This window comes from Vibrio mangrovi (genome assembly GCF_024346955.1).
Lineage (GTDB): Bacteria > Pseudomonadota > Gammaproteobacteria > Enterobacterales > Vibrionaceae > Vibrio > Vibrio mangrovi.
Genome location: NZ_AP024884.1, coordinates 164,436 through 178,563, shown reverse-complemented (window position 1 = coordinate 178,563; position 14,128 = coordinate 164,436). Strand labels below are relative to the sequence as shown.

Below are 14,128 nucleotides of genomic sequence, written 5' to 3'. Positions count from 1 at the left end.
ATGTGGCATTTTATTTATCGTCGTCTGCTGTTGTTGATCCCGATACTGCTCATCGCATCGGCCATCATCTTTTTCATTCTGAGGCTGGGACCAAGCGATCCGGCACTGGATTATCTGCGATTGTCGGGGCTGCCTCCGACCACCGAACTCCTTCAGAGTACCCGGGAAATGTTAGGGCTGAACAAACCGCTACTGACTCAATATCTCATCTGGTTACAGCAGGCCGTTCAGTTGGATTTCGGCACATCTTACGCCACTCAGCGGCCGGTCTTTCCCGAGCTGATCAGTTTTGTGCCGGCCACACTATTATTAGCCGGAACCGCTCTGGTCATGATTCTGGTATTTTCCGTCCCGATGGGAGTCATTGCCGCCAGATACCGTAACCGAATCCCCGATCATCTGATCCGGATAGTGCTTTTTATGGGAGTCAGTATGCCGAATTTCTGGCTGGCTTTTCTGCTGGTCATTCTGTTTGCCGTACACTTACACTGGTTGCCGGCCCTTGGCTATGGCGGCTTCAGCCATCTGATAATGCCGGCGTTTTCTATCGCTTTGATGTCCCTGTCGATGAACGCCCGTCTGATTCGAACCAATATGCTGGAGGTTGCCGGTCAACGTCATGTTATCTGGGCACGTTTACGCGGTGTCAGTGAGCGCAAAATCGAAATCTCTCATATTCTGCGCAACGCCATGCTACCGGTGATTACGGCTCTGGGCATGCATATCGGTGAGCTGATCGGCGGAACATTAGTGATCGAAAGTATCTTCGGCTGGCCCGGTGTCGGACGCTATGCGGTCACCGCCGTATTTAACCGCGATTACCCGGTCATCCAGTGCTTTACCCTATTTATGGTGATCATCTATGTGGTATGCAATCTCATCGTTGACATTCTTTATGCAGCTTTAGATCCCCGGATACGTAAAACCACCGATGAGGTGCCGGTATGACGCAGTTCTTCCGCCATAGAACCAACATTCTGGCATGTGTCGTGGTTATGCTGTTGATCATGACCGCACTGCTGGGGCCGTCACTGGTGCACTGGGATCCGGACCATATCGATTTAATCCAGCGATTGCAGCCGGCGTCACCGACACACTGGCTGGGCACCGATCATCTGGGCAGAGATATCTTCGCCCGTCTGATTACCGGCAGCCGCGTCTCACTAAGTGCCGTCGCAACAGCCATTGCCATCGTTCTGGTGCTGGGTATCACTATCGGTTCGCTTGCAGGGCTGAGCGGTGGCCGCATCGATGCTTTACTGATGCGGGTCACCGATATTTTTCTGACCTTTCCGACGCTGGTTCTTTCTCTGTTTATGATTGCAGTTCTGGGCACCGGAATTACCAATGTCATCCTTGCTATCGCCCTGTCACACTGGGCGTGGTACGCCCGCATGGTGCGCAGCATTGTGATCACACTGAGAAACCGGGATTTTATCTTAGCCGCACGTATGTCCGGCAATCGTGGTTTTCATCTGTTTAAAGAACATCTGTTCACCCCGATTGTTGCTCAGCTGGTCATACTGGCGACGATGGATATCGGTCATATGATGCTCCATGTCGCCGGGATGTCTTTTCTGGGGCTGGGTGTCAAAGCGCCAACACCGGAATGGGGAGTGATGATCAGCGACGCCCGCCAGTTTATCTGGACACAACCCTTGCTGATTCTCTGGCCCGGTCTGGCCTTACTGGTCAGCGTGATTGCCTTTAACTGGCTGGGAGATGCACTACGTGATCATCTTGATCCCTATCTGCAACAGGAGCACTGTCACTGATGGCCAAACAACTTACGCTGGAACATATAACCGTACTTGCCGGAACGCAGCCTTTAGTCCGCGATGTCTCGCTGTCCGTCCGGAGCGGAGAAATCGTGGCACTTATCGGCGCAAGCGGCTCCGGGAAATCGCTCACCTGTTCGGCAGCCCTTGGTGTGCTGTCCCACGGTCTCCAAATGACACAGGGACGGATATTACTCGATCATCAGGCGATGCAGCCCGATGAACTGCGCGGACATGTGGTTTCAACCATCATGCAGAATCCCCGCAGTGCGTTTAATCCGGTACACACCATGCTGCAACATGGTATCGAAACCCTGAGAATCACCACAAGTGCCCGCCAGACCACAGCGCAAGACACCATTGTTCAGGCCATGCGGGAAGCTGGGCTTGAGAATCCGGAAACACTGCTGAAGCTGTACCCGCATGAGATGAGCGGTGGCATGTTGCAGCGCATGATGATTGCACTGACCATGCTGAGCCATGCGCCATTTCTGTTTGCTGATGAACCCACCACCGATTTGGATCTGGTGATGCAAGCCAGAATCCTTGAGTTACTACATTCTCTGATACAACAGCAGAAACTCGGCATGCTGCTGGTCACTCACGATATGGGCGTCGTCGCCAGACTGGCACATCGTGTGATGGTTATGTCTCACGGAGAAATCATTGAACACGCCAGTGTCGAAGAGATATTTACCAATCCACAGCATGCGGTCACCCGCGAACTGGTCAACGCGCACTTGTCTCTCTATGACATGGAGTTAACCAATGATATGGAGTTCGCCTGATCATGTTACTTTCAGCACACAATATTTCTCATGGTTACCACCGCTTTTCTCTGCTGGGACGCACTTCTCACCGGGATGTTCTTCACGATATTCATCTTGATATCGGCACGGGCGAATCCGTCGCATTACTCGGTCAGAGCGGTTGTGGTAAAAGCACGCTGGTGCGACTGCTCAGTGGGCTGGAACAGCCTCAATCCGGTGTTGTGACCTTTCAGGGTGTGAGCACCCGGAAAATGCACAAGCATCAGCAAAATCAGATGCGACGACATATCCAGATGGTTTTTCAGGACTCGGTCAGTGCTGTTGATCCACGGCAAACCGTCGAACAGATTATTTCCGAACCTCTGCGCTATCTGACAAACCAGTCTGTTGCAGAACAACGCCAGCGTGTGATCACATTACTCAATCAGGTCGGACTCAACGAAGCAGACCGCCATAAACGTCCGCCACAAATGAGCGGTGGTCAGCTCCAGCGAGTCTGTATTGCGCGGGCATTGGCGCCTGAACCGCAACTTGTGATTCTTGATGAAGCCCTGTCCAACTTAGATTTAGTGCTGCAAATCCAGATGATGGATATGTTGCAACAGATTCAGCAACAGAGCGGCATCTCATGGCTGCTTGTCACCCACGATTTGAGAGTAGCAAAACGCTTCTGCCAGCGGGTTGTGGTGATGGATAAGGGACATATTGTTGAGTCATGCGCAATCAGCAAACAAATGCAGTTCCGCCACGCGGCCGCCATAGAATTACAAAATGCCATCCTGCCTGCTCTACCGGCAGCATTTATGAACCAAGGAAAGCCAACATGCAAAGAATCACGATTACCATCGATGACGATCTGATTGAACATTTAGACCAGATGATTGAACAACGCGGCTATACCAGCCGCTCGGAAGGCTTACGTGATCTGGTCCGGGATTCTCTGCTCCGCGACCAGCAGGAGGATGATAATCAGCCATGTCTGGGCGTGTTATCTTATCTCTACGAGCACAATACCAGAGAATTGGCCCGGCGCCTGACCGCCACACACCATGAACATCATGATCTGTCCGTATCGACTTTACATATGCACGTCAATCATGACGACTGTCTGGAAGTCAACATTCTCAAAGGGCCACGGCAGAAGCTCCAGCACTTTGCCGACAGTGTGATATCACAACGCGGTGTAAATCATGGCAGCTTAAGAGTTATCCCGGTGCCGGATGAGGAAAAGCATACGCATCATAGTTAGAAACTATCTGCCCACGGCGAACGAGTCACCAGCAATAACATTCTGCCAACAACCCGCCGCCGTTTTGCATTTTTACACCCCAAAGTTTAACTTTAGAGTGTAAAAACAGAGACTATTGAATATTAGAACCTACCCCTTCAAGAATGCCGGAGTTCTCTTTATTTTTTCTGAAATCATAGCTTTCAGGAGCAACCATATAGGATTTAATTGCTTCAGAAGGATATATCGTATAATCCTCAGTAACTTTCTTTAAATTCAGATAATTAGCCTGATCATCCCATATTAGCCATTTTAGGATTGGCTCAACTGTATAGATGTCATTTTCAATCTTTAATTTACTATATTCTAGCTGTTGTAATGAAAGCGGCATATCTTTATACATATCATTGTCTGGATTTACATCTCCATAAAGATATTCACCAGTGAACATCTTGGTATATTTAGGATTTCCTTGATTATCAGTTTTCCCTACTCTATTCGTTAACCAAGAGTGATAAACACGTGATAAATAGTGGGGGATTTCCACATCTAAAATAACATTATTAGCAACATATCCATCCCACCCCATTTTATATTCAATACCTTTTTTAGGACCAACTATAGTATTGTTTGTGACTTTCATACCAACACCAGCCACTAAATTTCCTAAAATACTTCTAGGATTGTATTGAGACCCATAGTCAATACCTGTTTCCATCCATTTATCTTTATAGATAATATTATTTCTAACTACTGTACCACTTAAAGTTGCTTTTAGCCCAGTGGGTGCAGAGTGAATAATGTTTGAAAGAAAGTAGTAAGGGCCATCAGCAGAGTTTTTAGAAGCCAAACCATATGGATAGCAGTTATCAACAGCATTATTGTACAGATAAACATGTGAGCTAGCGGGTAACATAAACTTAGATTTTATTTCATCCCATGATAAGTCTCGCCATTTATCATAGAGATGACCGGTATTCGATTCATCTACATATGCATATCCGGCAGCTAAAACTTTATCTTCTACTTTATAGTATTGTACTTCTTCAGAATAAAAGCATCCCCCATTCGAATATCTATCATATCTTCCTACATCAGATGGTGCTATTAATTCCTTATTATCTTCATCTAAATGTCCAAAATGGTGAAGATGGTTTTTCATTATTAGATTATAACTTCCTCCCATACGTGTTTTTGACATGACTAATGCCAGATTATTACCTGATATCAGTTTTCCATGGTGAATATTATTATTCCGAATAAGATTATACCTGCCTGATATAGCAATACCTATCCCATTCATATTTCTAATTTCTAGGTTTTCAATGACCCAATGACTTACATATAGACCTATCGCACGGTCACTTTTATTTTTAAAATTAAAATCAATTTGGGCTATTTTATCATTTTCAGGATCAAATAGGTTTGGATCAGTTGTTACTACTATTTTATCCTTTAATGTACCATTAATGTTACTTAATGAAATTTTAGGTAACTGTGGATTTTCTTGATCCATGTGATAAACACCAGGTGCTAAATAGAAATGATCACCAGGCTGTGCATTTATAAGTACAGATTTTAAATTTCTTTTTGGATCATCTTGCGAATTTCCCGTTCCGCTCTCACTGTTATCATCAGTCATAGGAGCAACATAAATGATACGCTTAGGTTCATTAATAACAAAATATTTGCTCATTAATTCATCTATTAGCGCTTGATCTTCAGGAGCACCGTTGAAATCTACAAAATCAGAACGACTAGGGTTAGAACTAGCAGCGATTTCAAAATCATCGATTAAAAATTCGGTCTGTGTTTCAAAACCAGTATTCATCCAGCCACCAAATAACTTCCCTTTATTTATGTAGTTACCTCTTGATGAATATTGAATTAGCTCTGCTCCACCTGGTACATCACTATATGCTTTCGTTAAACTATCAGAATGTGTACTTGTAATTAACTCTCCATTCTTATAAATATCCATTCTGCCATAATCAGAAGCATTTTTTGCAAGTTCAATATAAACCTGCATGTCTACCCATCTGCCTTCAGAGTTTTCAAACATAAACTCATGATTAGAGTTCATATTATGGCCATAATTAACTCCATCAATTCCAACATTGATCGATGGTATTACACCTAAATTAGAACCGGGGAAATAGTTTACACTCCAAAGCGAGCTTGACAAGGTGATATTTGATTGTTTTGTACCAGCAGGACCAGACCATAAAGTAAAAAACTTCTGGTTATTTCTAAGATAGTTTTTCGGAATATATTGCTTCCAACTAAGTGAAATTTTAGTTGCATTAATAGGTAATTCAAAAGAATATCCAGAGCCGGGTTTATCATCCCTATTTTCTAAATATTTAAATTTTAAAACTTTATTCCCCGGATTCGTCGGGTCTTCAGCGCCATACTCTACATTGTTATCAAACCCTGTCCAGAACTGTGTGTTTTTGCTTTCTTCAAAGTCATCATTGAATGACCAGTCTGGATTGGGAATCTGTATCTTATCTATATTCAGGCTATCAGATGTAATATAACTATCACTTGCATATACATTTGAAAGACCAACCGACACTCCTAGCACTGAGTACCAAATTATTTTATTGTACATATTCATTCCTTTACCATATATTATTTTAAATTTATCAACTAAAAAATCAGCAGTTTCATCAAAGAACCGCTAGCTCAAATAAATTTTTATAAACTATTTTCCATTTATTATTTGAGTTTCAGAATCTACTCTTATTGAATACTCCTTATTTATTCGTATGTTTATTTTCTTAATAATCCTTCATTGAAATATAGGTTTTTTATATATTATAACTAAAATCATATCACCCAACACTGCAACTCCACAGTAATGGCACCAAGATCTAATTATCTTATTTAATAAAACAATTATATTTCAATTTTAAATGATACCTGCCAAAAAATTTCATTAATAGAATACGCTCAAAATAACCGCCTCCTTCTTACCTCCGGTTTGCCTACAGCGATTTCACTGAATACTATGCGTATTTCACCCGATACTTGCCGCGTTTCCACCGAGGCCGGGGACAGATCTCCTGATATATTGCCAAACACCTCGTTGAACATTCTGTGCAACCTTAAATATACAGGGGACATCCAATGAGAAACGCTGACATATTAACGAACTTCAGAACTCAGATTCGAACTGTGAATCCCCGTTTTACCCAAAAACGCAGCAGCTTAGATACCATGCTGAAGGCATTAGACAAAAGAATTCAGGATGGCACAGATGACGAAGATGCAGCCTTGGATGACATCCGTACTGCGATTCAAAAAAATGATCAACGCATCCAGAAATACAAACCTTATCTGTACCGGTTGCTGAACAGCTGGGGCAATAACAGCCTGAGTTATTTAGATGAAGGGGATAAACGTAATTTTTCGATGCTCGCGGCACTGGATCCACACCTCTGTTATATAAAACGCAAAGAAGCATCAGCGGTCAGGACTCAGAGTTATATCAAACGCTTCGCTTTTGAAAGAGCCAGAGAGCCCCGGAAAATGCTGTCGCAAATCGATCGGGGGAACATCTTAGATATTGGTTTGCTCAACCTGTCAAAACTCATGTGGCCCGGCCCTGCGAATGGATTTTGTAGCCAGTCTCCGATCCGAAAATTAGTCCGGGATCTGGCTGCACTCAATAACGATGATATTTCCCAATGGTTACCATTTTTAGGATTTATCGTGTTCAATGCCAGCTTAATTGATTTCCAGCGTAATCCGCCACAACCGCTCGAAGAAGATGATGAACCGACCAAATTAGAAAAACGACAACGTATTGATGACTTAGAGATATTCTCTCTATTTTTCAAACCCAGTGTCACCCAGGGAAATATCTACGATGATATTGGTTTCAATACCTGTCACGATACCGCAAAAGGATTACTAAAACTGTTTACGACCAATACCGTCGATCATTGTCAGTTGGATAAAGGGAACCATGCGGGAAATATCGACAACGCAATCGCCGGACTCAATAACCTACTCACCGATGACAATTTCATTGGTAAAGTCATACATATCGACATTCATGATCATTCATTTAGTTTGTGGCCTCATGCCATTGTCGATGAAGGAGATACGGATTACGAACGGGTTGAAAGCTGGGCCGGGCAGCGTTGGGCTCAGGGGATTGATGCTCAGTTTGTTCCGTCACTTTCTCTGATGGACTGTCTTGCCCGTGATGATAACAACCGAAAATGTACTCAGGCTCAGGTAAAAACGCTACTCCAGGCGCTCGTCAGTGGGTTACAGAGGATTAAAACCGGACTAGGGAACCGGGAGATGATCCAGTTTAGTAACTACTCCTACTTTATGGGAAACGGGCAAGAAGCAGCAGACAGAGCCATCTTATCTCATAACTTTTATTTACAGTCGGCAACCCCGAAAACTCACGATCAAATGCTTGAAACACTCCAGACTTGTATCGGTCATGCTAACTATATTATCAGCCACTAGGTCAGCAGACAGGCATAAGAATGAAAGGCGAGCCAGAAATCAAATGTATTACAATAATTGCTGAAAACTATCGACAACCTCACCATCGACTAGTTTAACCGCTCCAATTACTTATAGGCATCGCCCGTTTTTTAGAAGCATCCTGAATCGCCAGATAAATAACTTTTCCTGCCGATATTATAAAATATTAATTAGCATAATATAGTGAAAGATATTCCTAGTTATACCATTAGCTAATAGTTAATTCTAGTTGCTTTCTACTTTTTAATCTAATACTTACATTAACTAATTGTTTGAATTCGTCTGGTAAGTTTGGAAATAAGCCATCTGCAATATTTTCAAAAATTGCCAGTGAACCTGGATATAATAAAACATTGTGTCCTAAGCTAATCATATAACAGGTTTCAGCCAGCTCTTCTAGTACATATAAAGATGAAAGGAATACATCCATATCACTAATAGCCTCTTCATCACTTGATCTTGAAATAAATATTCTTGAAAATTTATTGACTGCTGTTCTAAATTCCACATCAGAATCATATTCTGATTTTATTTTTTGAAAGTATATCTTAAATTTTTCATTATCATGTATTTCCGAACCTCTAATGAAATTCACATGAAGGTTATTTATGTATTCGTTTAGAATATACTCATTTTGTTGAATATACTTATCACCCATAGCTAAAGCAATTTTGAGAGCATCTTCTTCAGATAAGCCATCCCTAATTTGCAAGGTCAACCTATGAATGTAGTCACCTAATAAAAAAGTACATTCATTATGTCTGTTTGCGACAAAATCAATAAGTCCTGTGAATTTAGAATCTAAAAAATTAGGGTTATTAAGACTTATTCCAATAAAACATTTCGGTTTCTCTTTTAGGTACTCTTTTTTTGATTTTGGTGATACTCGCTGTATCTCACCTTTGTATTTTTTTATATGGCTCATTGAACTACCTTAATTAAATGATATCTTCCTTTATACAACTCATTGTCCATATGACATTGTTTTCTGAGACTGGTTTTAGTATTCCTTCGAACCAGATTAATTTATTATCATATTGGTCTTGAACTTTATTTAAGTAAGACTTATTTAGTACTCGCTTAGACATTATTGATATATTCTTTTCAGAAAAAATCTCTTTATCATTAATTACAATGGAGTTAATCTAATATTGTGAGGGCATAGTTATTCAACACAATGACATTCCCATTAATAATATACATATTAATATAACTAATTTATTTTTATCAATCAAATGTTTGCTTGCCCGAATTTTAATAGTTTTTACAATTACAGACTTACTGGAAAATTTGGTAAACATATTGAATTGATTACTGTGCCTAAAATTTAACCACATTATTTTAGATCTGAACTGGAAATCAATTTTTCTTGCCTTAGAAAGTATAAAAAAATCCCACATGACGACCGTGGATTGAGATATGCGGTTAATGATAATTTCTGATTTACTTTCTTAGATACGTTATCTGAAGAAAGGCCGTTAGTGTGGCTTTATCTCGCAAGATGGCGGATTTATACAATATCCCAAAGCCATACTCTTGTAATAATGATTCCAATAATTAAACAGGAAGCTCTATTATGTCTACCATTTTCAAAGCTGCTTTTATTTTCGTCGCCCCCGCAGCCGATCCTTCCCGCGATTGCTCTTGGGTACGTACCGAAGAAGTACACGTAAAAACCATTGCCGTTTCAAATTATAAACAAGCTTGCGAACTAATTGACTCATTAGTTGAAGAAGGCGTTAAAGCCGTTGAACTCTGTGGTGGGTTTGGTCATCAAGGGGTCGCAGATGTAGTAAAAGCAGCCAATGCGCGGTTGCATGTGGGTGTTGTGCGCTTTGATAAACATCCTTGTTTAGACTTTGCCAGCGGTGATGAGTTATTCTGATCCCCTATAAAACAGCAACGGTACCACCTCTAATACTGACATTATGATTGCAAGAGGTGGTCGGTAACATAGCAATCATGTATACGCGACAAATCAAACCAGCCCATCAATTGAGCCAATATATCGCCCACTTTTGGCTTTGGGAGCAAAACCATTCCTTAGCACTCCCTGATATGTTACCCGGGACAGGGGCTGAGATGCTGTTCAACTTTGGAGATGCATTAATAATACAAACCAATCAACAATCGCAACTTCGCTTTGGTGACGCTGTGGTGATCTGCCCGCGTAAATCACGTGTTCAGATCCAGCCAACGGGCGTAACAAAAACACTCTCAATACGTTTTCGCTCAGCTGGATTTTTCACCCTCTTTGGATTGCCCTTAACTGAATTATCAGATCAAATAATTCCGGCATGTCAATTATTACCCGATAATTTACTCACACACCTTGTCGAATCAAAAAGTGATATTGCGAAGGTTACCTTGTTAGAACAATGGTTACTACAACAAATGGTTAAGATCAAACGTCAAGACTCAGCACTACAATGGGCCATCGATAAGATTTACTACCAGTATCACAATGACAGCATTAGTGAAGTCAAAAACCAGTTAAAATGTAGTGAGAGAACATTTCAACGAAAATTCAAAATATTTACGGGAGTAGATGCAAAGTACTTTGAGAGAACCGCACGATTTCAATCGGCACTAAAAACGTTGTTAGCGGCTCATTCAAACCAATATATAACAGTTGCACTCGATCATGGTTACTATGATCAAGCACACTTTATTAAAGACTTTAAGGCGACACCAAGCGAATATCTGACTGAAAGGAATTTTTCTTTAAACTACTACACAACAACGTGAGTACTAGAATTCAATACTAAAGCCATAAAGTCTGTAACCCTCCCAGTTTTAATGGCACGATAAGTTAGAGTTTTTCCTGCTGCCGTGTCTTTATAGCTGGTTAATTTTTTACATTAATAATTACGCGACGATAGCTAGTGAGTGCTGGAGTACCATTGTCGGTAACAGCTAAAATTACGTGTGCAGTACCGCCGTTTTCACATTTTGGCGTCCATTCAGGCACCCACATATCACGACAATCTTTATTAATTTTAATGATTGCTTTGGCTTTATCACCATTCAATACAGCAATGTCGGCTAATCCTGGTTTGGTTAATTCACCTGTAAATCCTGCTTCTTTATAGTGGAACCAATTGTAACTGAGCTGGTTTTTATCTGGATCTGTACTTGCCGATGCATCCAATGTGATTTCTTGCCCTGGTTTTCCATCGATGTAGATAACATCTTTTCCACCTTTACCATTCACTATTAGTTCTGGGTGGTGGTTCGCGTCTGTATAAGTTTTAATCGTCCAGTCCATGCGGGCAGCAAAGTCATTCTGGAATTGGGTACGCCAGCGCCAGATGGTCGCATGATCGGAAACATGTTCGTCACCATCCACACCGATAACTGTGTCGGCAGAGTTCACCCGAGGGAACCAGTCACCTCCCTGACTCCATATCTTATGGGTTTCACCGTAAGGTTGACGGTATACATAGCGACCGCCCCAACCACCCCAGCTAGGGCTACGGAAACTGTTTAAGCCGTTATTTGTCAGACCTAAGTAGGCAGGAGTGTCACCTTCCATAATAAATGCGTATTTTAGGTAGTGTTTACCAAGTGGCCCTTTACTACGGATATTCTTGTCGAGCCATTCATTGGTTACGGTTGTAAAATCAGCGCCATCACCGTTTTTATAGTATTTATCACCAGCGATCCCAGTCCATGTTGCTGAGGCGTATTCATCGCCGTTTGGTGACGATGGTTTCACAATGTAGAATACATCCGGAAATTCTTTACGGATCCAAGGGCCAGCATCATCCTGGTCAGAAATGGAGTAAACACGAATCTTCTCTTCAAATTTTTTCAGTTCTTCTGCGCTACGAGTGGCGCGCACGTCATAAAGCGCCTGAGCCAGGGTATTGGCGCCCCCCCAGACAGTAACCCATAATGGGCGTTCATCATTTTTATCTACTGCAGCAATAAGTGCTTTCGACCCAGGTGATGATTTACCCTTACCAACGTCTGCCATACCATAATTGGGTTGACCGACACTGACTAAGCTTTCTAAATATTCAGCGCTAGGCCAGTTAGAAGCATGCTTTGCTAAATTTGGCTGAACTTCACCATAAGATTCAATAATACCTTTGATAGTTTCGGTTTCACGTTTTGATTTTTGCCAGGTTGATGTGGTAGCAATCAGTCCTTCAATATCTAATTCATTTGAATAGGTTAATAAGCGCACCATAGACATTTGATCATCAGGTTCATTACCCATATCGGTAAAAACGAAAACACGAGGGTGTCCTTGGTAATCATCAATATGTTGTGGGGAAAGAGCAGCAGTTGTTGAGAAACTGGCAGCAAATAGCCCTATACCTAAATATAAACTAAGGGATTTTTTGTTAAACTTTATATTATCAGACATTTAGAGCATCTCATTTTATTGGTTGCCAAATTTTCGTTCACCCTGGATTAATTAATTCATTTGGTGAATTAATTGAGTGTACTAATATTTTTTCCAATTACCGTGGAATGGCTCACATTGATAGTACCGGTTACAATTATTGCAAATATCTTAATTTAACAACGAGTTAGTTCACATTTTTATGAGTGGTTAATAAAGAAGTGAGTCGATATCAAGCTCTGACTTTGCCAACTCTTTCATACATTTCACCATGTAATCGTAGAGTATTAGCCCGTTAGCTTTTGCTGTCTCGATAATGCTGTATTGTAATGCACTGGCATCAGCACCATTGGGATTATTGGCGAAGAGCCAGTTCTTTCTGCCAATGACCAGCGATTTGATTGTACGTTCGGCTTGGTTGTTGTCGATAGATAAACGTCCATCTTCAACTGAATTTGGTACCGCCTGAGAAAGCTATCACCTATTGCCATTAACATATTACGTGCAGCTTTTTATCTGTTTAATCAGCCATTGGATGCTTTCTTGACTGTCGTAAAGTTGATGAGTGAACATACTTAACGAAAGTTCTGGTGTACCTGTCGGTAACTCGACAATTTTTAGTGGCAGCATTTGCTCCAGCTCTTCTGCAATCCGTAACGGTACGCACATCAAATTGGTGGTTTGAGCCGTCACCATTCCCCCTACAGCAAAGCTTTGTACAATCATTGATATTTGACGGGCCTGATGATGCTGCTGTAACCAGCGGTCAATTGGGTCTGCGCCGCTATTGATAAATGGCAAGTGCACCTGTGGGGTGGATACAAATGTTTTTAATGTCAGCTTATCTGGTACTGGTGCGTCTTTAGAAGCAATCCCCACATAACGGTCAGTTAACCAGTGATAACGATTGTAATATCGAGGCATTACCTGCAGCTCATCTACCGCCAGGATCAAGTCGATATGCCCTTGCTCTACCCGCTCCATCTGCATGTTTTCAGAAAGAATGTCGATCGCAACCCGAACATTAGGTGCGGTTAATTCCAGCCTTTTACCTAACTTTGGCAATGCGTAAAACTCGAAATAATCGATAGCACCGATATAAAAGGTTTTGGCATCGACTTTAGGATCAAAGGGCTTCATCCTATCAAAAGCCATATCAATGTGATTTAACCCTTTCTGTATGTCTGGCAGCAGCGCATGTACTAAAGGCGTTGGCTCCATACCCGTTTTTGTTTTGATGAAAAGCGGGTTGTCAAAACGCGTCCGAAGCTTAGACAAAACATGGCTTGCAGCGGACTGACTCATAAACAGTTTGCTTGCTGCTTTAGATAGGTTCCTTTCGCTCTCCAGTACAACTAAAAGCCGGAGTTGATTGATGTCCATATCCATAGGTTATCGAAATCCTTCATATAAGAATAAAAATATCGCATTTCCATCATAACAAAAAACTCAGTAAAGATAGGGACAAAGGTTAAAACATATATAG

At 41.7% G+C, this 14,128-nt stretch carries 12 protein-coding genes and 1 pseudogene; 8 read left to right on the top strand and 5 right to left on the bottom strand.

Annotated elements, in window-relative coordinates:
• From nikB to nikR, 5 genes are read left to right on the top strand one after another with little or no spacing between them, the layout of a single operon-like run.
• Positions 1-948 carry a nickel ABC transporter permease subunit NikB gene (gene nikB / locus OCU74_RS17025; protein WP_087481153.1) on the top strand — a complete coding sequence of 316 codons (948 nt, stop codon included), beginning with the start codon at positions 1-3 and terminating at the stop codon, positions 946-948.
• Positions 945-1,775: a nickel ABC transporter permease subunit NikC gene (gene nikC, locus OCU74_RS17020; RefSeq protein ID WP_087481154.1), complete on the top strand. Its 831-nt coding sequence runs from the start codon at positions 945-947 to the stop codon at positions 1,773-1,775. Before nikB ends, nikC begins: the two co-directional genes overlap by 4 nt.
• Positions 1,775-2,566, top strand: coding sequence for a nickel import ATP-binding protein NikD (gene nikD, locus OCU74_RS17015; protein ID WP_087481155.1), 792 nt, complete (start codon positions 1,775-1,777; stop codon positions 2,564-2,566). The genes nikC and nikD overlap by 1 nt, the downstream gene beginning before the upstream one ends.
• Positions 2,567-2,568: 2 nt before the next feature.
• Positions 2,569-3,408, top strand: coding sequence for a nickel import ATP-binding protein NikE (gene nikE / locus OCU74_RS17010; protein WP_087481156.1), 840 nt, complete (start codon positions 2,569-2,571; stop codon positions 3,406-3,408).
• On the top strand, positions 3,372-3,797 hold the full coding sequence (nikR, locus tag OCU74_RS17005; RefSeq protein ID WP_087481157.1) for a nickel-responsive transcriptional regulator NikR: 426 nt from the start codon (positions 3,372-3,374) through the stop codon (positions 3,795-3,797). The genes nikE and nikR overlap by 37 nt, the downstream gene beginning before the upstream one ends.
• A 112-nt stretch (positions 3,798-3,909) precedes the next feature.
• Here the strand turns inward: nikR and OCU74_RS17000 are convergent, their stop codons facing one another.
• Positions 3,910-6,390 (bottom strand): right-handed parallel beta-helix repeat-containing protein, encoded by a 2,481-nt coding sequence (locus tag OCU74_RS17000; RefSeq protein WP_087481158.1) that lies wholly within the window; start codon positions 6,388-6,390, stop codon positions 3,910-3,912.
• Positions 6,391-6,908: 518 nt separating this feature from the next.
• Here OCU74_RS17000 and OCU74_RS16995 point away from each other — a divergent pair.
• Positions 6,909-8,267 carry a hypothetical protein gene (locus OCU74_RS16995; RefSeq protein ID WP_143693208.1) on the top strand — a complete coding sequence of 453 codons (1,359 nt, stop codon included), beginning with the start codon at positions 6,909-6,911 and terminating at the stop codon, positions 8,265-8,267.
• 229 nt (positions 8,268-8,496) lie between these two features.
• Here the strand turns inward: OCU74_RS16995 and OCU74_RS16990 are convergent, their stop codons facing one another.
• Positions 8,497-9,213 (bottom strand): tRNA-dependent cyclodipeptide synthase, encoded by a 717-nt coding sequence (locus OCU74_RS16990; protein ID WP_087481160.1) that lies wholly within the window; start codon positions 9,211-9,213, stop codon positions 8,497-8,499.
• Positions 9,214-9,864: 651 nt separating this feature from the next.
• Between OCU74_RS16990 and OCU74_RS16985 the strand changes: the two genes are divergently transcribed.
• On the top strand, positions 9,865-10,173 hold the full coding sequence (locus tag OCU74_RS16985) for a DUF6506 family protein (protein WP_087481161.1): 309 nt from the start codon (positions 9,865-9,867) through the stop codon (positions 10,171-10,173).
• Between the two features lie 77 nt (positions 10,174-10,250).
• Positions 10,251-11,036 carry a helix-turn-helix domain-containing protein gene (locus OCU74_RS16980; RefSeq protein WP_087481162.1) on the top strand — a complete coding sequence of 262 codons (786 nt, stop codon included), beginning with the start codon at positions 10,251-10,253 and terminating at the stop codon, positions 11,034-11,036.
• A gap of 100 nt (positions 11,037-11,136) precedes the next feature.
• On the opposite strand, the gene OCU74_RS16975 is transcribed toward OCU74_RS16980, so the two are convergent.
• The 3 genes and pseudogenes from OCU74_RS16975 to OCU74_RS16965 all read right to left on the bottom strand — a co-directional run bounded on the left by OCU74_RS16975 (position 11,137) and on the right by OCU74_RS16965 (position 14,031).
• Positions 11,137-12,663: a nucleoside hydrolase-like domain-containing protein gene (locus OCU74_RS16975; protein WP_087481163.1), complete on the bottom strand. Its 1,527-nt coding sequence runs from the start codon at positions 12,661-12,663 to the stop codon at positions 11,137-11,139.
• Between the two features lie 189 nt (positions 12,664-12,852).
• Positions 12,853-13,092, bottom strand: a pseudogene (locus tag OCU74_RS16970) (IS66 family transposase); the annotation flags it as partial.
• 48 nt (positions 13,093-13,140) lie between these two features.
• Positions 13,141-14,031 carry a LysR family transcriptional regulator gene (locus tag OCU74_RS16965; protein WP_087481164.1) on the bottom strand — a complete coding sequence of 297 codons (891 nt, stop codon included), beginning with the start codon at positions 14,029-14,031 and terminating at the stop codon, positions 13,141-13,143.
• Between the last annotated feature and the right edge of the window lie 97 nt (positions 14,032-14,128).